Raw genomic sequence first — 24,880 nt, 5'->3', positions numbered from 1 at the left:
CCCTGTTTTTTCTCCTGATTGGCCGTTTGCGCAGTGTGCCGCCGGGCCTAACCTGCAGGCACTTGCCAATCAGGAGAAACCCCATGAAACCTTCCAGTCTTTGCCTTGCCTTGTTCGTCAGTACTGGTCTGCTCGGTGGCCAGAGCGCCGCTTGGGCGCACGGCGACATGCCTGATCAGGTAAAGGTCTTGCAGCAAAAACAACCCGCCAATGCGCCTGGCAAGAAAGCCGTCATGCTCACTGTCAGCTACGCCCCCGGGCAGGCATCGCCCGCCCACCAGCATCCTGGTGCCGTCATGGCTTATGTGCTGGAAGGCGCGGTAGTCTCGAAACTCAACGACGAACAGGAAAAGACCTACAAGGCGGGGGAGTACTGGTACGAGGCGCCTGGGACCGTGCACAGCGTTTCGCGCAATGCCAGCAACAGCCGGCCGGCGAAATTGCTGGTGTGGAGCTTGGTGGATGAAGGCAAGCCGGTGACTGAGCTGCTTGGGGAGTGATGTGGGGGCTGAAAGGGGCTTGGCTGGGGAGGGTCAGCGCCTGTGAGATCGAGCGCCGCCCGCGCGGCGCATCGCGAGCTGCGCTCGCTCCTACGTTTGTTTCGGGCCAGTTTATCCTGTGGGATTTGCGCGCGGACGCATTGGCGTATGACTCGATATCGTGTCGTACCAACAAGGCGGTCGCGCGCGCCTGTCACAGGCGTTACTGGCCCGAAACAAACGTAGGAGCGAGCGCAGCTCGCGATGCGCCGCGCGGGCGGCGCTCGATCTCACAGGCGCCACAAACCTTCAGGCAGGCAACGAAAAAGCCCCCGATGCTTACGCATTCGGGGGCTTTCTCAATGTTTGGCTCCGCGACCTGGACTCGAACCAGGGACCCAATGATTAACAGTCATTTGCTCTACCGACTGAGCTATCGCGGAATCTGCGCGTATCTTACCGATTGCCCGGGGGAAGTCAAGCCTCCCCCTGACAAATCAATTAGTTACAGCACTTCAACGATAGCCTTGGTGACCACGTGAATGTTGCTCTGGTTCAAGGCGGCGACGGCGATGCGGCCGGTGTCCAGGGCGTAGATGCCAAAGTCGTTCTTCAGGCGGGTAACCTGCTCAACGGTCAGGCCCGAGTACGAGAACATGCCCACCTGGCGGCCGACGAAGCTGAAGTCACGTTTGGCCCCGTATTCGGCCAGCAGCGCAACCATCTGCTTGCGCATGCCATGGATGCGCTCGCGCATCTCGCCCAGTTCGGCTTCCCACATCTGGCGCAGTTCGGCGCTGTTCAGCACGGTGGCGACGATGGTCGCGCCGTGGGTCGGCGGGTTGGAGTAGGTGGTGCGGATCACGCGCTTGACCTGCGACAGCACGCGGGTGCTTTCGTCTTTCGAGGCGGTGACGATCGACAGTGCGCCGACGCGCTCGCCGTACAGCGAGAACGACTTGGAGAACGAGCTGGAAACGAAGAACTCCATGCCCGACTCGGCGAACAGGCGCACAGCGAAGGCGTCTTCGCCGATGCCGTCACCAAAGCCTTGGTAGGCCATGTCGAGGAACGGCACGTGGCCTTTGGCCTTGACCACTTCCAGAACGTTTTTCCAGTCGTCCAGGGTCAGGTCTACGCCGGTCGGGTTGTGGCAGCAGGCGTGCAGTACCACGATCGAGCCGGACGGCAGGGCGTTGAGGTCTTCGAGCATGCCGGCACGGTTGACGTCGTTGCTCGGTGCGTCGTAGTAGCGATAGTTCTGCACCGGGAAGCCAGCGCTTTCGAACAGCGCACGGTGGTTTTCCCAGCTCGGGTCGCTGATGGCGACCACGGCGTTCGGCGAAATGCGCTTGAGGAAGTCGGCGCCGATCTTCAGAGCGCCAGTGCCGCCGACGGCCTGCACGGTGACCACGCGGCCAGCGGCCAGCAGTGGCGACTCGGCACCGAACAGCAGCTTCTGCACGGCCTGGTCGTAGGTGGCGATACCATCGATCGGCAGGTAGCCGCGCGAGGCGTGCTGGGCAGCACGCTGGGTCTCGGCTTCGATCACGGCGCGCAGCAGCGGAATGCGGCCTTCCTCATTGCAGTAAACGCCTACGCCCAGGTTGACCTTGTCGGTACGTGGGTCGGCGTTGAAGGCTTCGTTGAGGCCCAGGATAGGGTCGCGGGGTGCCAGCTCGACAGCGGAAAACAGGCTCATTGTTACTTCGGCTCTGATTGGAGAGTGATAGGGCGTACACGCTCCAGCCGAATGCACTGAAGCGGTGCACAAACGGGGAGTCAGTATAGTGATACCGACCGGTCACTGCGACAGCCTGGCGCAGGTTTTCCGGCAATTTGCGCGAATTTTTTTCGACCATTGGTCGAATTGGCCGGTCCACCGTAATGCGCGCTCACTACTTGCCCTTGATTCGGCCACCGGGCGGGCGCATTTGGGTATAGACTACTGGCTAAATTTACAGTTGCTGCGTTACCGCGAGGTCCGTCATGTCCGAGTTCCAGCTCGTCACCCGTTTCCAGCCGGCCGGCGACCAGCCCGAGGCCATCCGCCAGATGGTCGAGGGCATCGACGCGGGCCTGTCGCACCAGACCCTGCTCGGGGTGACCGGCTCAGGCAAGACCTTCAGCATCGCCAACGTCATCCAGCAGGTGCAGCGGCCAACCCTGGTGCTGGCGCCGAACAAGACCCTGGCGGCGCAGCTGTATGGCGAGTTCAAGGCGTTCTTCCCGAACAACGCGGTGGAGTACTTCGTTTCCTACTACGACTACTACCAGCCCGAGGCCTACGTGCCGTCGTCGGACACCTTCATCGAGAAGGATGCCTCGATCAACGACCACATCGAACAGATGCGCCTGTCGGCGACCAAGGCGCTGCTGGAACGGCGCGACGCGATCATCGTCACCACCGTGTCATGCATCTATGGCCTGGGCAGCCCCGAGACCTACCTGAAGATGGTCCTGCACGTCGATCGCGGCGACAAGCTCGACCAGCGTGCGCTGCTGCGCCGCCTGGCCGACCTGCAGTACACCCGCAACGAAATGGACTTCGCCCGCGCCACCTTCCGTGTGCGCGGTGACGTGATCGACATCTTCCCGGCCGAATCCGACCTCGAGGCCATCCGCATCGAGCTGTTCGACGACGAAGTGGAGAACATCGCCGCCTTCGATCCCCTGACCGGCGAGGTCTTCCGCAAGCTGCCGCGTTTCACTTTCTACCCCAAGAGCCACTACGTGACCCCGCGGGAAACCCTGCTGGAGGCGGTGGAGGGCATCAAGGTAGAACTCAAGGACCGGCTCGAGTACCTGCAAAAGGCCAACAAGCTGGTCGAAGCCCAGCGCCTGGAACAGCGCACCCGTTTTGATCTGGAGATGATCCTCGAGCTCGGTTACTGCAACGGCATCGAGAACTACTCGCGTTACCTGTCCGGGCGCCCGGCCGGCGCGCCGCCGCCCACCCTCTACGACTATCTGCCGCCCGATGCGCTGTTGGTGATCGACGAGTCCCATGTCAGCGTTCCGCAGGTCGGCGCCATGTACAAGGGCGACCGCTCGCGCAAGGAAACCCTGGTCGAATACGGCTTCCGCCTGCCGTCGGCGTTGGACAACCGGCCGATGCGCTTTGACGAGTGGGAGGATGTCAGCCCCCAGACCATCTTCGTGTCGGCCACCCCAGGCCCCTACGAGGCCGAGCATGCAGGCCGCGTGGTAGAGCAGGTAGTGCGCCCGACTGGCCTGGTCGATCCGCAGGTGGAAGTGCGCCCGGCGCTGACCCAGGTCGATGACCTGCTGTCGGAGATCCGCAAGCGCGTCGATCAGGGCGATCGGGTACTGGCCACCACGCTGACCAAGCGCATGGCCGAAGACCTTACCGATTACCTGGCCGACCATGATGTGCGGGTGCGCTACCTGCACTCGGACATCGACACGGTGGAGCGCGTCGAGATCATCCGCGACCTGCGCCTGGGCACCTTCGATGTGCTGGTGGGTATCAACCTGCTGCGCGAGGGCCTGGACATGCCCGAGGTGTCGCTGGTGGCGATTCTCGATGCCGACAAGGAAGGCTTCCTGCGCTCCGAGCGCTCGCTGATCCAGACCATCGGCCGCGCTGCCCGTAACCTCAATGGCCGGGCGATCTTGTATGCCGACAACATCACTGGCTCCATGCAACGCGCCATCGACGAGACCGAACGGCGGCGCGAGAAACAGATCGCCTTCAACCAGGCCAACGGCATCGTACCCAAGGGTGTGGTCAAGGACATCACCGACATCATGGAAGGCGCCACCGTGCCCGGCGCGCGCAGCAAGAAGCGCAAGGGCATGGCCAAGGCGGCGGAAGAGAGCGCCCGCTACGAGGCCGAGCTGCGTACCCCGGGCGAGATCACCAAGCGCATCAAGCAGCTGGAAGAGAAGATGATGCAGTTTGCCCGCGACCTGGAGTTCGAAGCCGCCGCGCAGTTGCGTGATGAGATTACCCAGTTGCGTGAGCGCCTGATCACCAGCTGATTTCATTACTGGCTGCACTGGCCTCTTCGCGGGCAAGCCCGCTCCCACAGGATTGCTGCAACCCTGACCATTGCGCAAGACCTGTAGGAGCGGCGGTTCGGCGCCCCGATTTACCCGCGAAGAGGCCAGTGCAGGTTAATGAGCCTCACCAGCTTTCAACCCCTCCGGCAGCTTGCGGGTCAGCAACACCGCCACCATGCTCACCGCCAAGCCGATCCCGACAAAATGGAAGGCATCGTTGTACGCCATGATCAGCGCCTGTTGATGAGCGATTTCGCTCAGCTTGCCCAGCGCCGCATTGTCATTGCCCAGCCGCTCCGCCAGCTGTGCCAGTCGCTCCGCCACCTGTGGGTTGCTCGGTACCACCGACTCCCGCAAGTAGTCGAAGTACACCTTGGTCCGCGCATCCAGCAAGGTCGCCAGCAAGGCAATGCCGATCGCACCGCCCAGGTTACGCAGGATGTTGAACAGGCTCGAAGCTGACCCGGCATCCTGAGGCTGGATATACGCCGTGGCGATCAGCGAAATGGTCACCATGATCATCGGCTGGCCAAGGGCGCGGATGATCTGGATATGGTTGAACTGCGGCCCGGCAAAGTCCGGGTTCAACACCCCTGAACCAAAGCTGGCGATACCGAACAGGCAGAAGCCGATGGCGCACAGCACCTTGGGCGACACCACCTTCATGAGCTGTGGCACCAGCGGAATCAGGAACAGCTGCGGAACGCCCATCCACATGATCACCTCGCCGATCTGCAGGGCGTTGTAGCCCTGGATCTGCGCCAGGTACAGCGGCAGCAGGTAGATCGACCCATAAAGCCCTACGCCCATGCCCAGGCTGGCAATGCTCGACAGGCCGAAATTGCGGTTGCCGAGGATGCGCAGGTTGATCAAGGGGTGCGGCTTGGAAAGCTGCAGGATGACGAAAGTGATCAGGCTGATCAGGGCGACGGTTGCCAGGCCGACGATCAGGTTGGACTCCAGCCAGTCCTTGCGGTGGCCTTCCTCGAGGAAGACCTGCAGGCAGCCCAGGCCCACGCCGAGGGTGACAATGCCGGCATAGTCGGTACTTTTCAGCAGTTCCCAGTGTGCTTCCTTCTTTTCCAACCCATAGAGCAGGCCGGCGATCATCACCAGCCCGGGCGGGATGTTGATGTAGAAGATGTATTCCCAGCCCCAGTTCTCGGTCAGCCAGCCACCCAGGGTCGGGCCGATCGAAGGGGCGAAGGTGGCGGTCATGGCGAACATGGCCATGCCTTTGGCGCGGTGGTGCTCGGGCAGCTTGATCAGGGTCAGGGTGAATGCCAGCGGAATCAGCGCGCCCCCGGTGAAGCCCTGCAGGGCACGGAACAGGATCATGCTCTCGAGGTTCCAGGCCATCGAACACAGCAGCGAGGACAGCAGGAAACCGCCAGACACCCACACCGCCAGGCGCCGCGCCGAGAGCAGCTGCACCAGCCAGGCGGTCAGCGGAATCATGATGATCTCCGCCACCAGGTACGAGGTGGAGATCCACGAGCCTTCCTCCAGGGTCGCTGACAGCGCACCCTGGATGTCCTTGAGCGAGGAGTTGGTGATCTGGATGTCCAGCACCGCCATGAAGGCGCCGAGCATCACGCTCATCACCGCGATCCAGTCGCGCCGGGTCGGCTCCGCAGTAGGGCGGAGCAGTTGATCACCGGCCATCGTGGCCTTCGTCTTCGCGGCGCAGGTCGACGGTGGCGGTCACCGACATGCCGGGGCGAATGCGCCCATGCAGCGGGTTGTCGGCAGCGAACGTCAGCTTCACCGGAATGCGCTGTACCACCTTGGTGAAGTTGCCGGTGGCGTTGTCTGGCGGCAGCAGGCTGAACTGCGCGCCGGACGCGGCGAACAGGCTGTCGACGCGGCCCTCGATCGGGGTGTCGGGGTAGCTGTCGAACAGCAGCTCGGCACGCTGGCCGGGCTGCATCTTGCCGATCTGGGTTTCCTTGAAGTTGGCCTGCACCCAGATGTTTTCATCAGGCACGATCGACAGCAGGTAGGCGCCGGCTTGCACTACCTGACCATTGCGGGCATTGCGCTGGCCGATGGTACCGCTCAGCGGGGCGCGGATCTCGCAGCGGGTCAGGTTCAGCTCGGCCTGGGCCAGGTCGGCACGGGCATTGGCGATCTGGGCGTCGAGGCGCTTGAGGTCGGCATTCAGGGCGTTGACCTGCTGGCGCTGGCTTTGCAGGTCTGCACGGGCCTTGTCGACCTGGGAGCCGGCCACGTGGCTTTCCGCCGACAGGGTAGTGACCTGTGCTTCCGAGACGAAGCCAGGCTTGCGCAGCTTTTCGGCGCGGCTCAGGTCCAGGCGCGAGCGGTCGAAGGTCGCCTGGTTGGCTGAAACCTGAGCCTGGCCGGCGGCGATCAGGCTGCCTTGCTGGGTCAGCCGGCTCTGGGCCTGGGCATACTCGGCCTCGCGGGTGGCCAGGGCGGCGCGGGCGCGTTCCACGGCCAGTTCGAAGTCGGCGACCTCCAGACGCACCAGCAGGTCACCCTTGTTCACGTGCTGGTTGTCGTCGACCCGGACTTCGTCGATGCGTGCGCCGAGCTGGCTGGAAATGCGGGTGATTTCACCCTGCACGTAGGCGTTGTCGGTGCTTTCGTAGAAGCGGCCTTTGAAATACCACTCGGCCAGGAAGGCGAGGGCGATGATGGCCACCAGGGTGAAGAAGATCGCCAGGCGGCGTTTGAGTTGGGCAGGCATGAGGACTATCGTTCCAGAAATGTAATCAAATTTAACAGCGGCACATGGCCAGTCGACAAGTGACGTTCGCGCCATTGCTGGAGCCCGGTGCCTGCTCCCTGCTAACATCCCGCCTTTGTTTCATCTTTCGTTCGAGACTCTCCATGACCACCGTTCGCACGCGTATCGCGCCATCGCCCACCGGCGACCCCCATGTCGGCACCGCCTACATCGCCCTGTTCAACTACTGCTTTGCCAAGCAGCACGGCGGTGAGTTCATCCTGCGTATCGAAGACACCGACCAGCTGCGCTCCACCCGCGAGTCGGAACAGCAGATCTTCGACGCCTTGCGCTGGCTCGGCATCGAATGGAACGAAGGCCCGGATGTCGGTGGCCCGCATGGCCCATACCGGCAGAGCGAGCGTGGCGAGATCTACGCCAAGTACGCCAAGGAGCTGGTTGATGCCGGCCACGCCTTCTACTGCTTCTGCACCGCCGAAGAGCTGGAGCAGATGCGCGCCGAGCAGATGGCTCGCGGTGAAACCCCGCGCTACGACGGCCGTGCCCTGCTGCTGAGTGCCGAGGAAGTCCAGCGCCGCCTGGCCGCTGGCGAGCCACACGTGATCCGCATGAAGGTGCCGAGCGAAGGCATCTGCGTGGTTCCGGACATGCTCCGTGGCGATGTCGAGATTCCTTGGGACCGCATGGACATGCAGGTGCTGATGAAGAACGACGGCCTGCCGACCTACTTCCTGGCCAACGTGGTCGATGACCATCTGATGGGCATCACCCACGTGCTGCGTGGCGAAGAGTGGCTGCCTTCGGCGCCGAAGCTGATCAAGCTGTACGAGTACTTCGGTTGGGAGCAGCCGAAGCTGTGCTACATGCCGCTGCTGCGTAACCCGGACAAGTCCAAGCTGTCCAAACGCAAGAACCCGACTTCGGTGACCTTCTACGAGCGCATGGGCTTCATGCCCGAGGCCATGCTCAACTACCTTGGCCGCATGGGCTGGTCGATGCCGGACGAGCGTGAGAAGTTCTCCCTGGCCGAGATGGTCGAGCACTTCGACCTGTCGCGTATCTCCCTGGGTGGCCCGATCTTCGACATCGAAAAGCTGTCCTGGCTCAACGGCCAGTGGCTGCGCGAGATGCCAGTGGAAGAGTTTGCCGCACGCGTGCAGCAGTGGGCGTTCAACAGCGACTACATGATGAAGATCGCCCCGCATGTGCAGGGCCGGGTGGAGACCTTCAGCCAGATCGCCCCGCTGGGTGGTTTCTTCTTCGAAGGCGCTCTCAAGCTCGATGCCAAGCTGTTCGAAAGCAAGAAACTGTCCGCTGACCAGGTACGCCAGGTGATGCAGCTGATCCTGTGGAAACTGGAAAGCCTGCGTCAGTGGGAGAAAGAGCGCATCACCGGCTGCATCCAGGCCGTGGTCGAAGCGCTGGAGCTGAAGCTGCGTGACGCCATGCCGCTGATGTTCGCCGCCATTACCGGTCAGGCCAGTTCGGTATCGGTGCTCGACGCCATGGAAATCCTTGGCCCTGACCTGACCCGCTACCGTCTGCGCCAGGCCCTGGACCTGCTCGGTGGTGTGTCGAAGAAAGAAAACAAGGAATGGGAAAAGCTGCTGGCCAACATCGCCTGATAGCATTCTTGAAACGATAGCTGAAGCTGGGGGAGAGGGTTTAACCGCGAATACGATGGGGCATGCACCGCCGCATTCGCGGGTAAACCCGCTCCCACAGGGCTCAGTGTGCGGGTTTTGAGTGGGACAGGGCGGTAAGTGATTGTTATCTGTGAAAAAAATTTTGAATATTTTCAAAATTTAGTTTGACAGCCCTGCAATCCGATCTTAATATGCGCCCCGTCCACAGCGATGAACGAAAACGAAACGCCAGGCACCCAGCCAGCGCTTCTGTTCAGAGCGACATTGTGGGGCTATAGCTCAGCTGGGAGAGCGCCTGCATGGCATGCAGGAGGTCAGCGGTTCGATCCCGCTTAGCTCCACCAAATTCCGCTTGGCAGCCAAGGTTGTCGAGCAAGATCGGGTCCAGCAACCGGGTCTTGAAGGTAAGAAGGTTCGTCCCCTTCGTCTAGTGGCCTAGGACACCGCCCTTTCACGGCGGTAACAGGGGTTCGAGTCCCCTAGGGGACGCCAGTTTTGCACAAGCGATGTTTAGCGATGTCGCTGGGCCGAGAGGCTATAAATCTGGGGCTATAGCTCAGCTGGGAGAGCGCCTGCATGGCATGCAGGAGGTCAGCGGTTCGATCCCGCTTAGCTCCACCAATTTTGCCGCGGTTCGTGAAAACGGACCGGCACGAAGGTTACGTCCCCTTCGTCTAGTGGCCTAGGACACCGCCCTTTCACGGCGGTAACAGGGGTTCGAGTCCCCTAGGGGACGCCACTTTTACCCGCGTTTTGCGGGACTTAAAAGGCTCGTTCGTATATTGAATGAGTCTTTTGTTTCGGGGCTATAGCTCAGCTGGGAGAGCGCCTGCATGGCATGCAGGAGGTCAGCGGTTCGATCCCGCTTAGCTCCACCATTTCTGCCAGGGTTCGATTGTTCGAATCTTCGCGAAGGTTACGTCCCCTTCGTCTAGTGGCCTAGGACACCGCCCTTTCACGGCGGTAACAGGGGTTCGAGTCCCCTAGGGGACGCCATTTTTACCCGCGTTTTGCGGGACTTTAAAGGCTCATTCGCTTATTGAATGGGCCTTTTGTTTTTCTCCCTTCCCAATAATTCTGATGCCGACGAGCGGTGGCAGATTCTGCTTGCCAAAAAATATGATGAGAATAATATTTCGATCATCATATTTTGATCGGCGAGCCGGCGAATGAGCGACAAGAAGAGCAAGACCCGCGAACGCATCCTTGAAGCGGCCCGCAGCGCGTTGATCCAGCATGGCCCGGCCGAGCCGAGTGTCAGCCAGGTGATGGGCGCGGCAGGCCTGACCGTTGGCGGTTTCTATGCGCACTTCGAGAGCAAGGACGAGCTCATGCTCGAGGCCTTCCGCCAGTTGCTGAGCGAACGTCGTGCCTTGCTCGCCCAGGTCGACCCAAACCTGGATGGGGAAGGGCGCCGCGCGTTGGTCAGCGCTTTCTACCTGTCGCGCAAGCACCGTGACGCCGAAGTGCATGCGTGCCCGCTGCCCAATTCGCTCGGCGAAATGCAGCGCCTGCCCGAAGCCTTCCGCGAGGTCCTGACCGAGCATATCGAGCTGATGACCGCGGCCATGGTCGACCGCCCGGAAGACGCCGACAAAGCGTTGGCTGATCTGGCTTTGATGATCGGTGGTCTGGCTCTCGCGCGTGCCTTGGGCCCCGGCGAGTTGTCCGACCGCATTCTGCGTGCCGCCAAGTCGGCAGTTCTCTGATACCCCTGATCCTGGAGCAAGGCGATGACTACCCTGAGCTGGATTCGTGGCGTTAATGGCACCCTCGGCCGACTGGCCCCCGAGCATGTTGCCGGCAAGATGCGCCGTGCCTTCATGACCCCGCGCAACCTGCCGCCCCGGCAATGGGAGCTGCCACTGCTGGCCAGCGCCGAGCGCATCACATTGCGCTTCGGCCTGTCGGCCTTGCGCTGGGGCAAGGGGCCGACGGTGTTGTTGATGCATGGCTGGGAAGGGCGCCCGACCCAGTTTGCGGCATTGATCGAAACCCTGGTGCAGGCCGGGCACACCGTGGTGTCGCTGGAAGGCCCGGGCCATGGCCGCTCGCCTGGGCAGCAGGCGCATGTGGTGCTGTTTGCCCGGGCGCTGCTGGAAGCAGCCGCAGAGCTGCCGCCGCTGCGTGCCGTGATCGGCCATTCCATGGGCGGCGCCAGCGTGCTGTTAGCGCTGCAGATGGGGCTGCGTGCCGAGGCTGCCGTGAGCATTGCGGCACCGGCGCAGCTGCTCGGTGTGCTGCGTGGTTTTGCCCATCGTCTGGGCTTGCCGGCGCGGGCCAGGGCGGCCTTCATTCGCCAGGTCGAGCAGGATGTCGGCATGCAGATCGCTCGCCTTGATGTCAGTGGCTATCAGCTGGAACTGCCGGGCCTGGTGGTGCATGCCGCCGATGACGCACTGGTGCCCGCCGCTGAGGCGCAGGCCATCCACAAGGCCTGGTTCGACAGCCGCCTGATGCTGTTGGAAGAGGGTGGGCACCAGCGCGTATTGGCCGACCCGCGTCTGAGCGAGGCGGTGCTCGAATTGCTTGCTCGCGCAGCTGCACCGGCGCGGCAGAGCGCTTGACTGTGGGAGCAACGGTCTTGCTCAATTTTTAGAATCTGGCGCGATACCTGTGGGAGCGGCGGTTCGGCGCCCCGACTTGCCCGCGAAGAGGCCCGCTAATCCACCACAAAGGCTGGACATTTGCCCACTTGGCCATGCTAAATCCAGTTTTCCTTCAAGGAAGCAGGCATGAGCTGGGACCTGGCAACGCCATTCATCATCGACCTGCGCGTCGGCAGCGAGGACATCGACGGCCTCGGCCACGCCAACAATGCGGTCTACGTCACCTGGCTGGAGCGCTGCGCCTGGCGCCACTCCCAGCGCCTGGGCCTGGATCTGGCCGAATACCGGCGCCTGGACCGGGCCATGGCAGTGGTGCGCCACGAAATCGACTACCTCGCCGCCGGCTACGAGGACGATGAGCTGCAACTGGCCACCTGGATCATCGACTGGGACCAGCGCCTGCGCATGACCCGGCGCTTTCAGCTCAAGCGCCCGCGCGACGGCGTGACCTTGCTGCGCGCGCAGACCACCTTCGCCTGCATCGAGTTGTCCAGCGGCAAGCCCAAGCGTATGCCGGCCGAATTCCTCGACGGCTACGGGCCGGCGCTGATCGGCAGCTGAGACGGCGGCTTTTTTTGCTAGACTGCGGCCTTTTTCCGCCGAGACCCAGACATGCAAATTGCCCTGGCCCCCATGGAGGGGCTGGTCGACAACATCCTGCGCGACGTCCTGACCCGAGTGGGCGGCATCGATTGGTGCGTCACCGAGTTCATCCGCGTGTGCGACCGCCTGCTGCCGGCTTCCTCGTTCGACAAGCTCGCCCCTGAGCTGCGTCAGGGGGCGCGCACGGCGGCCGGCGTGCCGATGCGCGTGCAGTTGCTGGGTTCGGACCCGGTATGCCTGGCGGAGAACGCTGCGCTGGCCTGCGAACTGGGTGCGCCGGTCATCGACCTGAACTTTGGCTGCCCGGCCAAGACCGTGAACAAGTCGCGTGGCGGTGCGGTACTGCTCAAGGAGCCGGAGCTGCTGCATGCCATCGTGCGTGAAGTGCGGCGCGCGGTACCGGCGCATATCCCGGTCACCTCCAAGATGCGCCTGGGCTTCGACAGCCCGGACGGCGCGCTGGATTGTGCCACGGCCTTGGCCGAGGGCGGTTCGGCGCACCTGGTGGTGCATGCGCGGACCAAGGTTGAAGGCTACAAGCCGCCCGCCCATTGGGAGTGGGTGGCGCGGGTGCAGGATGTGGTCCAGGTGCCCGTGTTCGCCAACGGTGAAATCTGGACCGTCGACGACTGGCGGCGCTGCCGCGAGGTCAGCGGTGCCGAGGACATCATGCTGGGGCGCGGGTTGGTATCACGTCCGGACCTGGCCTTGCAGATTGCAGCGGCACGGGATGGGCGCGAGTACCAGCCGATGAGCTGGGATCAGTTGCTGCCGTTGCTGCGCGAGTTCTGGCGCCAGGCCCAGGCCAAGCTGTCGCCGCGCTATGCGCCGGGGCGGATGAAACAGTGGCTGGCGATGCTGACCCGCAGTTATCCCGAGGCAGTGGTGCTGTTTGCCGAATTGCGCCGAGAGGATGATTGCGCCCGCATCAGCCGGTTGCTTGGGGTTGAGGTGACTTCCTTCGAGTCTTGTGTTGCCTGATCTGGCCTCTTCGCGGGCTTGCCCGCGAAGAGGCCATCAGATCAAAAGCTGAATCAAGATTTTTTCCTCGTTCCTCTTGAAAGCTTTCCCGCTGGCCATATCTCTTTAGTACGCGATGCCGAAGTCGGGTCGCGCAATGACCTACTTGCTGAATTTCAGGAGTTTATGACCATGACTAGCGCTTTCTCTCTCGCTCCACTGTTCCGCCATTCCGTTGGCTTCGACCGTTTCAACGACCTGTTCGAGTCCGCGGCACGTAATGAGGCGGGTAGCAGCTACCCTCCCTACAACGTGGAAAAACATGGCGATGACCACTATCGCATCGTGGTTGCCGCAGCCGGTTTCCAGGAGCAGGACCTCGACCTGCAAGTCGAAAAGGGCGTCCTGACCGTGATCGGTGGCAAGCGCGAAAGCGCCACCGCTGAAGTGACCTACCTGCACCAGGGTATCGCCCAGCGCGCTTTCAAGCTGTCGTTCCGCCTGGCAGACCACATCGAGGTCAAATCGGCGGGCCTGGCCAACGGCCTGCTCAGCATCGACCTGCTGCGCATCGTGCCGGAAGAAGCCAAGGCCAAGCGTATCCCGATCAATGGCGACCAGCCTGCATTGAACTGATCCCTTCGGGCCAAGCCCGGTAGGATGAAAGAAAGGGCACCTTCGGGTGCCCTTTCTGCGTTTCAGTAATCCGCCGGTGCTTCCATCAGCATCTGCCTGAACTCCTGCAGCGGCAGTGGCCGGCTGTGCAGGTAGCCTTGGTAAAGGTGGCAGCCCAGGCGCTCGAGAAACGCCAGTTGCTCGGTCAATTCCACCCCTTCGGCAATCACTGCAAGGTCAAGGCTGCGGGCCATGGCCACGATGGCGCGGACAATTTCTGCATCGTTGGGGTCTTCCGGGGCATCGCGGACGAAGGTCTGGTCGATTTTCAGCACATCCACCGGCAGGCGTTTGAGGTAAGTCAGCGAGGAGTAGCCGGTGCCGAAGTCGTCCATGGCGAAACTCACGCCGTAGCGCTTGAGTTCACGCATCTTGCTGATGGTGTCTTCAAGGTTCTGGATGACGATGCCCTCGGTGATCTCCAGCTTCAGCATGTGCCGCGGCAGGCGGTAGTCGTCCAGGCTGCGCAGCACCCGCTCGACGAAGTCGTTCTGGCGGAACTGCCGCGGGCTGATGTTCACGCACAGGCTGAAATCATTGGCGTCGATCAGGCGGTCTTCCAGCATGCGCGCGCAGGCATCGCAGGCTTCGTCGAGGATCCAGCTGCCAACTTCGAGTATCAGGCCGCTTTCTTCCAGTACCTGAATGAACTGCGCAGGCGGTTGCTGGCCCAGTTGCGGATGGTGCCAGCGCAGCAGCACTTCGGCACCGATGATGCGATTGTCGCGGGCATCGACCTGGGGCTGGAAATGCAAGGCCAGCTCGCCACGGGCCAGGGCCAGGCGCAGGTCGCTTTCCATGCGCAGGCGCTCGCTGGCGGCCTTTTGCATGGTGGTGTGGAACAGCTGGGTGGTGTTGCGCCCGGAATCCTTGGCCCGGTACAGGGCTATATCGGCGCGCTTGAGCAGGTCGGCCGGCGTCGCGCCGTGGTCGGGGATCAGTGCCACGCCGATGCTCGGCGTCACCTGCAGGCGCTGGCCGTCCAGCGACATCGGTTCGGCCAGCAGTTCGCGCAGGGTGTCAGCCAGCTCGCGGACCTTGCTTTCCACCGCTTCGCGGCTGCCTTCCAGGCCGCTGAGCAGCACCACGAACTCATCGCCACCGAGGCGCGCCACGGTGTCTTCCAGGCGCACGCTGGCCTCCAGCCGTGCGGTGATGATTTTCAGCACGGTGTCGCCCACCGGGTGGCCGAGCGAGTCGTTGATGTGCTTGAAGTGGTCGAGGTCCAGGAACAGCAGCGCGCCACGCAGGTTGTGCCGGCGCAACAGGGCGATCTGCTGGCTCAGGCGGTCCATCAGCAAGGCGCGGTTGGGCAGGTTGGTCAGCGGGTCGTGGTAGGCCAGGTGGCGGATCTGCGCCTGGGCGTTCTTCAACTGGCTGACATCGCGGGCGGTCAGCAGCAGGCAGTCAACTTCGTTGAGGCTGATCGGCTCCACCGACACCTCCACGGTGAGGATGTCGCCGCGCTTGTTGCGCCCGAGCATCTCCCGGTGGTGCACCCGGCCGCGTTCCTTGAGCTCGCCGAGCAAGGCGCTGCGCTGCTTGTCGTCGGCCCAGATGCCGATTTCATAGACGCTGCGGCCGATCACTTCGGCGGTGCTGTAGCCGGTCAGCCGGCAGAAGCCGTCGTTGACCTCCAGGTAGCGGCCGCTGCGGCGTTCGGTGATGGTGATGGCGTCGGGGCTGGAGTGGAAGGCCTTGGCGAACTTCTCTTCGCTGGATTTGAGCGCCGCCTCGGCACGCTGTTGCTGGGTGATGTCGCGCAAGGTGGTGACGCTGCACGGCTGGTCGTCGACGCTGATCAGGCGGCTGGCGATCACGCAGGTCAGCGGCGCGCCATTGCGGTGGTTGACCACCACCGCGACATTGCTCAGCGCCTGCTCGCGGATCACCCGTTCGATGCGCTGGGCGCGTTCGATCGACTCGGCCCACAGGCCGATCTCTTCGGCAGTGCGGCCGATTACCTGCTCGGCAGTCCAGCCGAAGGTCTGGGTGAAGGCCGGGTTGATCTCGATGAACTGGCCAGTGTCCTGGCGGGTCACGCAGATCGGGTCGGGGCTGACCTGGAACAGGCTGGCGAACTTCTCTTCCGAGGCACTCAGGCGCTGTTCGCGTTCCACCTGTTCGGTGATATCGAGCAAGGTGCCGGCCATGCGCAACGGGTTGCCCTGGTCGTCGCGATAAAGGCGTGCACGGCTTTCGATGTAGCGCGAGGCGCCGTTTTCCAGCTGCACGCGGTAGGTGATCTGGTAATTGCCGGCCGGGCCTTCTCGCAGGCTGCGGTAGGCCTGGCGCATGCTGGCACGTTCATGCTCTGGCACACCTTCGAAGAACGAATCGAACGATTCATGGAAGGGGACCGGGTCCAGCCCGTGCAGTTGCGCGGCGCGGGCCGAGCCGTAGAGCATGCCGCTGGGGATGTGCCAGTCCCAAGTGCCCAGCTGCGCCGAGTCCAGCGCCAGGTCGAGGCGCTCCTGGCTGTCCTTGAGGGCCTGCTCGGCGCGTTTGCGTTCAGTGGTGTCGACGAAGGTGCTGATCAGGTAGGTGACGCCCTCCATGTCGATGCTCTGGGTGCACAGGATGCCGTCGTGGAGCTTGCCGGTGCTGGCGCGGAACTGCACCTCCATGATCGCCGGGCCGTGGTTGCTGCGGGTGGCCTCGATGACCTGATGGCGTTGTTCGGGGTTGACCCACAGCCCCAGTTCGATGCTGGTCTTGCCGATCACCTGGCCGCCGGGCCAGCCGAACATGTCTTCGAAGTGCTGGTTGACCTCGATGATCATGCCGTCCTGGCGGCGGCTCAGCAAAATGGCGTTGGGGCTCAGGTGGAACAGCGTGGCGAAGCGTTTTTCCGAGTTGATCAGCGCGGTTTCCCGTTCACGCTGGCGGGTGATTTCGCGGATCACCCCGATCATCTGCCGGCGGCCATGGCGGTCGTGGGTCAGGCTGCCGTTGATTTCCAGCCAGTGCAGGCTACCGTCCGGCCAGCGGATACGATGGCGCATGGCCTGTTCCACTGGCTCGCCATTGACCACTGCGTGGAACAGCTGGCGGGTTCGAGCGCGGTCTTCCTCTGGCAGCAGGTCCAGGTAGTCGATGTCGTTGGGCAACGGGCGTTGCGGGTCGAAGCCGAACAGCGCCTGGGTACCCCGTGACCAGCTGATGCGGCCGGTGTCGATATCCCATAGCCAGGCGCCCAGGCGTGCGCCATTGAGCGCGGCCAGCAACTGCGGGGCGTTCTGCCACGCCTGCTCCGATTCCTGTGGGTCGGCCGCAGGGATGCGCGGCAGGCGCGGAAAGCGATTTGCTGATTTGGGCATTGGTACCAGACCTTTGGCGTGTGACGCGTCCTTGAGTTGGAAATGCCGAGCTGACGACCGGTCAGGCGGACCCTGCGTGGCTGTCGAGCAGGGCCATGAAGGCCCTTGCAGCGTTCGATAGCGTTCGCTCCGTGTGCAGAATGTAGCCTAGCTGGCGCGACAGCTGTATGCCGGGCAAAGCGATGGGTGCAACCTGATCATCCAGCATGGTCCGGGGTAGCACGCTCCAGGCCAGGCCGATCGATACCATCATCTTGATGGTTTCCAGGTAGTTGGTGCTCATGGCGATGTTCGGCGTCAGGCCCTGGCTTTCGAACAGGCGCTGCACAATGTGGTGGGTGAAGGTGTTGCCGCCGGGGAATACCGCCGGGTGGCGGGCGACGTCGGCCAGGCTGACCGCGTGGTTGCTGGCCAGCGGATGCTCGGGCGCCGCCACGAAATCCAGGGCGTCGTCCCACACCGGCACGGCCCTGACCAGGTGGTGCGGCTCGGGGGCGAGGGTGATGACGGCGATTTCAGCGCGGCCATGGAGAATCTCATCGTAGGCCTGTTCCGAATCCATGAACTGAATATCCAGGGCCACGGCGGGGTGCTGGCGGGTGAATGCCCGCAACAGCGGCGGCAGGCGGTGCAGGCCGATATGGTGGCTGGTAGCCAGGGTCAGGCGACCGCTCACCTCGCCGTTGAGGTTGGTCAGCGCCCGTCGGGTATCATCGAGGACGTTGAGGATCTGGTAGGCGCGCGGCAGCAGGGCGCGGCCGGCTTCGGTCAGGGTGACCTCGCGACCCAGGCGGTCGAACAGGCGCACATCCAGTTGCTGCTCCAGCCCGGCGATGCGTTTGCTGATGGCCGGCTGGGTCAGGAACAGGCGTTCGCCGGCACCGGAAAAGCTGCCAGTCTCGGCAATGGCGATGAAGGCACTCAGGTTGGCCAGGTCCACGGTGTCGAATTCCTGTTGGTTATCCAAAGCATAAAAATTATGAATTTGAGTTATTCAATCTAACCCCATAGCATCGTCCGTACAAGCCAAGGGGTCTTTGGCATAGAAAGACGCTGATGAGGAACAGTCTGATGGCTGGCAAAACGCTCTACGACAAACTCTGGGAAGCCCATGAGGTCAAGCGCCGTGATGACGGCTCGTCCTTGATCTACATCGACCGCCATATCATTCACGAAGTGACGTCGCCCCAGGCCTTCGAAGGCCTGCGCCTGGCCAACCGCAAGCCGTGGCGCATCGATGCCAACATCGCCACCCCGGATCACAACGTGCCGACCACGCCAGAGCGCAAGGGCGGCATCGAGGCCATCGTCGACCAGGTGTCGCGCCTGCAGGTGCAGACCCTCGATGAGAACTGTGACGAATATGGCATCGTCGAATTCAAGATGAACGACGAGCGCCAGGGCATCGTCCACGTCATCAGCCCCGAGCAGGGCGCCACCTTGCCGGGCATGACCGTGGTCTGCGGCGACTCGCACACCTCCACCCACGGCGCTTTCGGTGCCCTGGCCCATGGCATCGGCACGTCCGAGGTGGAGCACGTGCTCGCCACCCAGTGCCTGGTCGCCAAGAAGATGAAGAACATGCTGGTGCGTGTCGAAGGCCAGTTGCCGGCCGGCGTCACCGCCAAGGACATCGTGCTGGCCGTGATCGGCAAGATCGGCACCGCCGGTGGTAACGGCCACGCCATGGAGTTCGCCGGCAGCGCCATCCGCGAATTGTCGATGGAAGGCCGCATGACCATCTGCAACATGTCGATCGAAGCCGGTGCCCGGGTTGGCCTGGTGGCGACCGACGCCACCACCGTGGCCTATGTTGAAGGCCGCCCTTATGCGCCGAAGGGCGAGGACTGGAAGCGTGCCGTCGAAGCGTGGAAGGACCTGGTTTCCGACGACGATGCCGTGTTCGACACCGTGGTCGAGCTCGACGCTGCGCAGATCAAGCCGCAAGTCAGCTGGGGGACTTCGCCGGAGATGGTGCTGGCCGTGGATCAGCGCGTGCCGGACCCGGCCGCCGAGCCAGACCTGATCAAGCGTGGTTCGATCGAGCGCGCCCTGAAGTACATGGGCCTCGCCGCCAACCAGGCAATCACCGACATCAAGCTCGACCGCGTGTTCATCGGTTCTTGCACCAACTCGCGTATCGAAGACCTGCGCGCTGCCGCCGCAATTGCCAAGGGCCGCAAGGTCGCCGCGACGGTCAAGCAGGCGCTGGTGGTGCCTGGCTCGGGCCTGGTCAAGGCCCAGGCCGAGCGTGAAGGCCTGGACAAGATCTTCCTCGAGGCGGGTTTCGAATGGCGTGAACCTGGCTGCTCGATGTGCCTGGCGATGAACCCGGACCGCCTGGAAAGCGGCGAGCACTGCGCGTCCACCTCCAACCGCAACTTCGAGGGCCGTCAGGGGGCCGGTGGTCGTACCCACCTGGTCAGCCCGGCCATGGCTGCCGCTGCCGCGGTGACCGGCCACTTCATCGATGTCCGCGAGTTGATCCAAGGGAGCGCAGCATGAAAGCCTTTACCCAGCACACCGGTCTCGTCGCGCCGTTGGATCGTGCCAACGTCGACACCGATCAGATCATCCCCAAGCAGTTCCTCAAGTCGATCAAGCGCACCGGTTTCGGCCCCAACCTGTTCGACGAGTGGCGTTACCTGGATGTCGGCCAGCCGTACCAGGACAACAGCAAGCGCCCGCTGAACCAGGAGTTCGTGCTCAACCATGCGCGTTACCAAGGTGCCAGCGTGCTGCTGGCGCGGGAGAACTTCGGCTGCGGTTCGAGCCGTGAGCACGCCCCTTGGGCGCTGGATGAATACGGCTTCCGCAGCGTGATCGCGCCAAGCTTCGCCGATATCTTCTTCAACAACAGCTTCAAGAACGGTTTGCTGCCGATCATCCTCAGCGACGAGGAAGTCGACGAGCTGTTCAAGCAGGTCGAAGCCAACCCAGGCTACCAGCTGACCATCGACCTGCAGGCGCAGGCGGTGACCCGCCCGGATGGCAAGGTGCTGCACTTCGAGATCGACGCGTTCCGCAAGCACTGCCTGCTCAATGGCCTGGACGACATCGGCCTGACCTTGCAGGACAGTGATGCGATCAAGGCATTCGAAGGCAAGCACCGCGCCAGCCAGCCTTGGCTGTTTCGGGACGCCTGAAACAGGTAGGTGACGGTTCCGGCCTCTTCGCGGGCAAGTCGGGGCGCCGAACCGCCGCTCCCACAGGCATATCACAAGCCCTGAGGGCTGCGCTGTAACTGTGGGAGCGGGCTTGCCCGCGAAAGGGCCGGAACAGGCAACGAAAATCAAAAGGACTCAGTCATGACCAGCACCACCCACACCGATGTGGTCCAACGTCAGTTCGGCGAACAGGCCAACGCTTACCTCAGCAGCACCGTGCACGCCCAAGGCAGCGAATTCGCCCTGCTGCAGGCCGAGCTGGCGGGGCAGGGTGGTGCGCGCGTGCTGGACCTGGGCTGCGGTGCCGGTCATGTCAGCTTTCACGTTGCGCCACTGGTTGCCGAGGTGGTCGCCTACGACCTCTCGCAATCGATGCTCGACGTGGTCGCCAGTGCCGCCAGCGAGCGCGGCCTGGGCAATATCACCACCGAATGCGGTGCCGCCGAACGTTTGCCGTTCGCCGATGCTTCGTTCGATTTCGTCTTCAGCCGCTACTCGGCGCACCACTGGAGCGACCTCGGCGTGGCCCTGCGTGAAGTGCGCCGGGTGCTCAAGCCAGGTGGCGTGGCAGCGTTCATCGACGTGATGTCGCCGGGCAGCCCGTTGCTCGATACCTACCTGCAAACCGTCGAAGTGCTGCGCGACACCAGTCACGTGCGGGACTACTCCGCCGCCGAATGGCAGCGCCAGGTCAGCGAAGCCGGCCTGCACGTGCGCAGCCACACGCGCCAGCCGTTGCGCCTGGAGTTTGCCAGCTGGGTCGAGCGCATGCGCACCCCGGAGCCGATGCGCGTTGCCATCCGCCAATTGCAGCAAGCCATGGGCGAAGAAGTACGGCAGTATTACCAGATCGAGGCCGATGGCTCGTTCAGCACCGACGTGCTGGTGTTGTGGGCCGAGCGTTGAGAATTTTTCGGTGGGGCCCGCTTGGCCGCACCGCGTGAATGGATAGAGGAAAGCATGAGCAAGCAGATTCTGATTCTCCCAGGTGATGGCATTGGCCCGGAAATCATGGCCGAGGCGGTCAAGGTGCTGGAGCTGGCCAACGACAAGTTCCAGCTCGGCTTCAGCCTTGAGCACGACGTGATCGGTGGCGCCGCCATCGACAAGCACGGCGTGCCGCTGGCCGACGAAACCCTGGAGCGTGCCCGCAAGGCCGATGCTGTGCTGCTGGGCGCCGTGGGCGGCCCGAAGTGGGACAAGATCGAGCGTGACATCCGCCCGGAGCGCGGCCTGCTGAAAATCCGTTCGCAACTGGGCCTGTTCGCCAACCTGCGCCCGGCCATCCTCTACCCGCAACTGGCCGATGCTTCCTCGCTGAAGCCGGAAATCGTTTCGGGCCTGGATATCCTCATCGTCCGTGAGCTGACCGGCGGTATCTACTTCGGTGCCCCGCGTGGCCAGCGCGAGCTGCAAGGTGGCGAGCGCCAGGCCTACGACACCCTGCCGTACAGCGAAAGCGAAGTGCGCCGTATCGCCCGTGTCGGCTTCGACATGGCCCGCGTGCGTGGCAAGAAGCTGTGCTCGGTGGACAAGGCCAACGTCCTGGCCTCCAGCCAGCTGTGGCGCGAAGTGGTCGAAGAGGTGGCCAAGGACTACCCGGACGTCGAACTGAGCCACATGTACGTCGACAACGCCGCCATGCAGCTGGTCCGCGCGCCGAAACAGTTCGACGTGGTGGTGACCGATAACATGTTCGGTGACATCCTGTCGGATGAAGCTTCCATGCTGACCGGTTCCATCGGCATGCTGCCTTCGGCATCCCTGGACGCCAACAACAAGGGCATGTACGAGCCTTGCCACGGTTCGGCGCCGGACATCGCCGGGCAGGGCATCGCCAACCCGCTGGCGACTATCCTGTCGGTGTCGATGATGCTGCGTTACAGCTTCAACCAGCAGGCGGCGGCCGAGGCGATCGAGAAGGCGGTCAGCGTCGTTCTGGACCAGGGCCTGCGTACCGGTGACATCTGGTCGGCCGGCTGCGACAAAGTAGGCACGCAGGAAATGGGCGACGCAGTAGTCGCAGCGCTGCGGAATCTGTAATCTCTCTGGCCCGCCACCAAAAATTCAAGGTGGCGGCCCACTTTTAGCAAAGGTGTAGTTGCGATGAAACGTGTAGGTCTGATCGGTTGGCGCGGTATGGTCGGTTCCGTGCTCATGCAGCGGATGCTGGAGGAGCAGGATTTCGACCTTATCGAGCCGGTGTTCTTCACCACCTCCAACGTAGGTGGCCAGGGCCCGAACGTGGGCAAGGATATTGCTCCGCTCAAGGACGCTTATTCGATTGAAGAACTCAAGACCCTCGACGTGATCCTGACCTGCCAGGGCGGCGACTACACCAACGAGGTGTTCCCCAAGCTGCGTGAAGCCGGCTGGCAGGGTTACTGGATCGACGCCGCGTCGTCGCTGCGCATGCAGGACGACGCGGTCATCGTGCTCGACCCGGTCAACCGCAAGGTCATCGACCAGCAGCTCGACGCCGGTACCAAGAACTACATCGGCGGCAACTGCACTGTCAGCCTGATGCTGATGGGCCTGGGCGGCCTGTTCGAAGCCGGCCTGGTCGAGTGGATGAGCGCCATGACCTACCAGGCGGCTTCCGGTGCTGGCGCGCAGAACATGCGCGAGCTGATCAAGCAGATGGGCGCTACCCACGCGGCCGTTGCCGATGACCTGGCCAACCCGGCCAGCGCCATCCTCGACATCGACCGCAAGGTGGCCGAAACCATGCGTGGCGAAGGCTTCCCGACCGAGAACTTCGGTGTGCCACTGGCTGGCAGCCTGATCCCGTGGATCGACAAGGAGCTGCCGAACGGGCAGAGCCGCGAAGAGTGGAAGGCCCAGGCCGAGACCAACAAGATCCTTGGCCGCTTCAAGAGCCCGATCCCGGTCGACGGTATCTGCGTGCGCATCGGTGCCATGCGCTGCCACAGCCAGGCGCTGACCATCAAGCTGAACAAGGATGTGCCACTGGCCGACATCGAAGGCATGATCAGCCAGCACAACCCATGGGTGAAACTGGTGCCGAACCAGCGCGAGATCAGCATGCAAGAGCTGACCCCGACCAAGGTCACCGGTACCCTGAACATCCCGGTTGGCCGCCTGCGCAAGCTGAACATGGGTTCCCAGTACCTGGGCGCGTTCACCGTGGGTGACCAACTGCTGTGGGGCGCCGCCGAGCCGCTGCGCCGCATGCTGCGGATCCTGCTGGAGCGTTGATCGTTCCGGTTGTACCGAAAACCCGTGCTGGTGACAGCGCGGGTTTTTTTTTTTTGCCTGTCGGTCGGGAGATTTTTAGCGCCTGTCAGATCGAGCGCCGCCCGCGCGGCGCATCGCGAGCTGCGCTCGCTCCTACGTTTGTTTCTGGCCAGTAACGCCTGTCACAGGCGCGCGCGAACGCCTTGTCCGTACGACGCGATATCGCGTCATGCGCCAAAGCGTTCGCGCACAAATCCCCCAGGAATAATTGGCCCGAAACAACCGTAGGAGCGAGCGCAGCTCGCGATGCGCCGCGCGGGCGGCGCTCGATATCACAGGCGCCGAAACTGTCACGGCCAGCACAGACAAAACACTACAATCCAAGTAAAGTGCCGCCCCCCGCCGTTTCAGCAAAAGGACCCCTCCATGACCACTTCCCTGGACATCGCCATCGTCGGCGCCACCGGCAGCGTCGGTGAAACCCTCGTACAGATCCTCGAAGAGCTGGCGTTCCCGGTCGGCACCCTGCACCTGCTGGCCAGCATGGAATCGGCGGGCAGCAGCGTGATGTTCGCCGGCAAGAAGATCAAGGTGCGTGAGGTCGACAGCTTCGACTTCGCCCAGGTCAAGCTGGCCTTCTTCGCTGCCAGCCCGGCCGTCAGCCGCAGCTTTGCCAGCAAGGCCGGGCAGGCCGGCTGCACGGTCATCGATTTGTCTGGTGGTCTGGAAGATGCCCTGGCCGTGGTACCGGAGGCCAATGGCGACAGCATTGCTGCCCTGAAGCTACCTGCGCGCATCACCAGTCCCAGCTGCGCGGCCGTTGCCTTGGCGGTTGCCCTGGCACCGCTCAAGGGCCAGCTGGATATCGAGCGGGTGCAGGTCATGGCCGCCCTGGCGGTGTCCGCGCAAGGCCGCGAAGCGGTCAGCGAACTGGCCCGGCAAACCGCCGAGCTGCTCAACGCGCGGCCGCTGGAGCCGCGCTTCTTCGATCGGCAGATGGCGTTCAACCTGCTGGCCCAGGTCGGTACTGTCGACGAGCAGGGCCACAGCGCCGTGGAGCGCCGCCTGGTTGGCGAGCTGCGCGTGCTGTTGGGCCTGCCGGAACTGAAGATTTCCGTCAGCTGTATTCAAGTCCCGGTGTTTTTCGGCGATAGCTTCAGTGTGGCGGTGCAGAGCCGTCGCCCAGTCGATCTGGCGCAGGTCAACCAGGCACTGGAACGCGCCGAAAGTGTCGAGCTGGTGGAAAACGATGATTATCCGACCCCGGTCGGTGACGCAGTCGGCCAAGACGTGGTCTATGTTGGTCGTGTACGCCATGGAATTGACGAAAACCAGCAGCTCAACCTCTGGTTGACCACTGACAATGTGCGCAAGGGCGCTGCGCTGAACGCCGTGCAGGTGGCGCAATTGTTGATTAAACACATGGTGTAAAAGATACTGGCGAGCACTTTTGTCCCGCGCCGCACGCAGGTTTTTGGGACGATTCA

Annotated in this window: 19 protein-coding genes and 7 tRNA genes; 20 read left to right on the top strand and 6 right to left on the bottom strand. The window is 63.1% G+C overall.

The window, feature by feature from the left end:
* The first annotated feature begins 83 nt into the window (after nucleotides 1-83).
* Nucleotides 84-500: a cupin domain-containing protein gene (locus OCX61_RS19815; protein ID WP_261941027.1), complete on the top strand. Its 417-nt coding sequence runs from the start codon at nucleotides 84-86 to the stop codon at nucleotides 498-500.
* A 346-nt stretch (nucleotides 501-846) separates the two neighbouring features.
* Here the strand turns inward: OCX61_RS19815 and OCX61_RS19810 are convergent.
* Nucleotides 847-922 (bottom strand) — tRNA-Asn (locus OCX61_RS19810).
* A gap of 62 nt (nucleotides 923-984) precedes the next feature.
* A complete protein-coding gene (locus OCX61_RS19805) occupies nucleotides 985-2,181 on the bottom strand; it encodes an amino acid aminotransferase (RefSeq protein ID WP_261941026.1) in 1,197 nt (398 codons plus the stop codon).
* A 287-nt stretch (nucleotides 2,182-2,468) separates the two neighbouring features.
* Here OCX61_RS19805 and uvrB point away from each other — a divergent pair, with 287 nt between their 5' ends.
* A complete protein-coding gene (gene uvrB / locus OCX61_RS19800) occupies nucleotides 2,469-4,484 on the top strand; it encodes an excinuclease ABC subunit UvrB (RefSeq protein WP_261941025.1) in 2,016 nt (671 codons plus the stop codon).
* A 135-nt stretch (nucleotides 4,485-4,619) separates the two neighbouring features.
* Here the strand turns inward: uvrB and OCX61_RS19795 are convergent, their stop codons facing one another.
* Together OCX61_RS19795 and OCX61_RS19790 are read right to left on the bottom strand one after the other, a co-directional pair.
* On the bottom strand, nucleotides 4,620-6,170 hold the full coding sequence (locus OCX61_RS19795) for an MDR family MFS transporter (RefSeq protein WP_510177789.1): 1,551 nt from the start codon (nucleotides 6,168-6,170) through the stop codon (nucleotides 4,620-4,622).
* Nucleotides 6,160-7,215, bottom strand: coding sequence for an HlyD family secretion protein (locus OCX61_RS19790; RefSeq protein ID WP_261941024.1), 1,056 nt, complete (start codon nucleotides 7,213-7,215; stop codon nucleotides 6,160-6,162). The genes OCX61_RS19795 and OCX61_RS19790 overlap by 11 nt, the downstream gene beginning before the upstream one ends.
* A gap of 143 nt (nucleotides 7,216-7,358) precedes the next feature.
* Here OCX61_RS19790 and gltX point away from each other — a divergent pair, with 143 nt between their 5' ends.
* From gltX to OCX61_RS19730, 12 genes are all read left to right on the top strand, one after another.
* A complete protein-coding gene (gene gltX / locus OCX61_RS19785; RefSeq protein ID WP_261941023.1) occupies nucleotides 7,359-8,840 on the top strand; it encodes a glutamate--tRNA ligase in 1,482 nt (493 codons plus the stop codon).
* 289 nt (nucleotides 8,841-9,129) lie between these two features.
* Nucleotides 9,130-9,205 (top strand) — tRNA-Ala (locus OCX61_RS19780).
* Between the two features lie 72 nt (nucleotides 9,206-9,277).
* Nucleotides 9,278-9,353: transfer RNA gene (locus OCX61_RS19775), tRNA-Glu, on the top strand.
* A 53-nt stretch (nucleotides 9,354-9,406) separates the two neighbouring features.
* Nucleotides 9,407-9,482 (top strand) — tRNA-Ala (locus tag OCX61_RS19770).
* 42 nt (nucleotides 9,483-9,524) lie between these two features.
* Nucleotides 9,525-9,600, top strand: a tRNA-Glu gene (locus OCX61_RS19765).
* A gap of 63 nt (nucleotides 9,601-9,663) precedes the next feature.
* Nucleotides 9,664-9,739: transfer RNA gene (locus OCX61_RS19760), tRNA-Ala, on the top strand.
* 42 nt (nucleotides 9,740-9,781) lie between these two features.
* Nucleotides 9,782-9,857: transfer RNA gene (locus tag OCX61_RS19755), tRNA-Glu, on the top strand.
* 173 nt (nucleotides 9,858-10,030) lie between these two features.
* Nucleotides 10,031-10,570 carry a TetR/AcrR family transcriptional regulator gene (locus tag OCX61_RS19750; RefSeq protein ID WP_261941022.1) on the top strand — a complete coding sequence of 180 codons (540 nt, stop codon included), beginning with the start codon at nucleotides 10,031-10,033 and terminating at the stop codon, nucleotides 10,568-10,570.
* A 24-nt stretch (nucleotides 10,571-10,594) separates the two neighbouring features.
* Nucleotides 10,595-11,428, top strand: a complete 834-nt coding sequence (locus tag OCX61_RS19745) for an alpha/beta hydrolase (protein ID WP_261941021.1) — start codon at nucleotides 10,595-10,597, stop codon at nucleotides 11,426-11,428.
* A 168-nt stretch (nucleotides 11,429-11,596) separates the two neighbouring features.
* Nucleotides 11,597-12,031: an acyl-CoA thioesterase gene (locus OCX61_RS19740; RefSeq protein WP_085675562.1), complete on the top strand. Its 435-nt coding sequence runs from the start codon at nucleotides 11,597-11,599 to the stop codon at nucleotides 12,029-12,031.
* A 51-nt stretch (nucleotides 12,032-12,082) separates the two neighbouring features.
* Nucleotides 12,083-13,054, top strand: a complete 972-nt coding sequence (locus tag OCX61_RS19735; RefSeq protein WP_261941020.1) for a tRNA dihydrouridine synthase — start codon at nucleotides 12,083-12,085, stop codon at nucleotides 13,052-13,054.
* A 171-nt stretch (nucleotides 13,055-13,225) separates the two neighbouring features.
* Entirely contained in the window at nucleotides 13,226-13,669 is a 444-nt protein-coding gene (locus OCX61_RS19730; protein WP_261941019.1) for an Hsp20 family protein, read from the top strand.
* A 62-nt stretch (nucleotides 13,670-13,731) separates the two neighbouring features.
* Here OCX61_RS19730 and OCX61_RS19725 read toward each other — a convergent pair whose 3' ends face one another.
* Together OCX61_RS19725 and OCX61_RS19720 are read right to left on the bottom strand one after the other, a co-directional pair.
* A complete protein-coding gene (locus tag OCX61_RS19725) occupies nucleotides 13,732-17,028 on the bottom strand; it encodes a PAS domain S-box protein (RefSeq protein WP_261941018.1) in 3,297 nt (1,098 codons plus the stop codon).
* Between the two features lie 61 nt (nucleotides 17,029-17,089).
* On the bottom strand, nucleotides 17,090-17,968 hold the full coding sequence (locus tag OCX61_RS19720) for a LysR family transcriptional regulator (protein WP_261941017.1): 879 nt from the start codon (nucleotides 17,966-17,968) through the stop codon (nucleotides 17,090-17,092).
* Between the two features lie 131 nt (nucleotides 17,969-18,099).
* On the opposite strand from OCX61_RS19720, the gene leuC reads away from it, so the two are divergent.
* The 6 genes from leuC (at nucleotide 18,100) to OCX61_RS19690 (ending at nucleotide 24,824) form a co-directional block, all read left to right on the top strand.
* The gene (gene leuC / locus OCX61_RS19715) at nucleotides 18,100-19,533 is read left to right on the top strand and encodes a 3-isopropylmalate dehydratase large subunit (protein WP_085675566.1); all 1,434 of its coding nucleotides are present in this window, start codon (nucleotides 18,100-18,102) and stop codon (nucleotides 19,531-19,533) included.
* Entirely contained in the window at nucleotides 19,530-20,174 is a 645-nt protein-coding gene (leuD, locus tag OCX61_RS19710; protein WP_027919154.1) for a 3-isopropylmalate dehydratase small subunit, read from the top strand. Before leuC ends, leuD begins: the two co-directional genes overlap by 4 nt.
* A gap of 162 nt (nucleotides 20,175-20,336) precedes the next feature.
* Entirely contained in the window at nucleotides 20,337-21,101 is a 765-nt protein-coding gene (locus tag OCX61_RS19705; protein ID WP_261941016.1) for a class I SAM-dependent methyltransferase, read from the top strand.
* 54 nt (nucleotides 21,102-21,155) lie between these two features.
* Nucleotides 21,156-22,238 carry a 3-isopropylmalate dehydrogenase gene (gene leuB / locus OCX61_RS19700; protein ID WP_261941015.1) on the top strand — a complete coding sequence of 361 codons (1,083 nt, stop codon included), beginning with the start codon at nucleotides 21,156-21,158 and terminating at the stop codon, nucleotides 22,236-22,238.
* A gap of 63 nt (nucleotides 22,239-22,301) precedes the next feature.
* On the top strand, nucleotides 22,302-23,414 hold the full coding sequence (asd, locus tag OCX61_RS19695) for an aspartate-semialdehyde dehydrogenase (RefSeq protein ID WP_085675569.1): 1,113 nt from the start codon (nucleotides 22,302-22,304) through the stop codon (nucleotides 23,412-23,414).
* 405 nt (nucleotides 23,415-23,819) lie between these two features.
* A complete protein-coding gene (locus OCX61_RS19690; protein ID WP_261941014.1) occupies nucleotides 23,820-24,824 on the top strand; it encodes an aspartate-semialdehyde dehydrogenase in 1,005 nt (334 codons plus the stop codon).
* Nucleotides 24,825-24,880 lie beyond the last annotated feature (56 nt).

Source organism: Pseudomonas sp. LRP2-20 (assembly GCF_024349685.1).
Lineage (GTDB): Bacteria > Pseudomonadota > Gammaproteobacteria > Pseudomonadales > Pseudomonadaceae > Aquipseudomonas.
The sequence above is the reverse complement of the archived record's forward strand: the minus strand, read 5'-3'. Positions and strand labels throughout refer to the sequence as shown.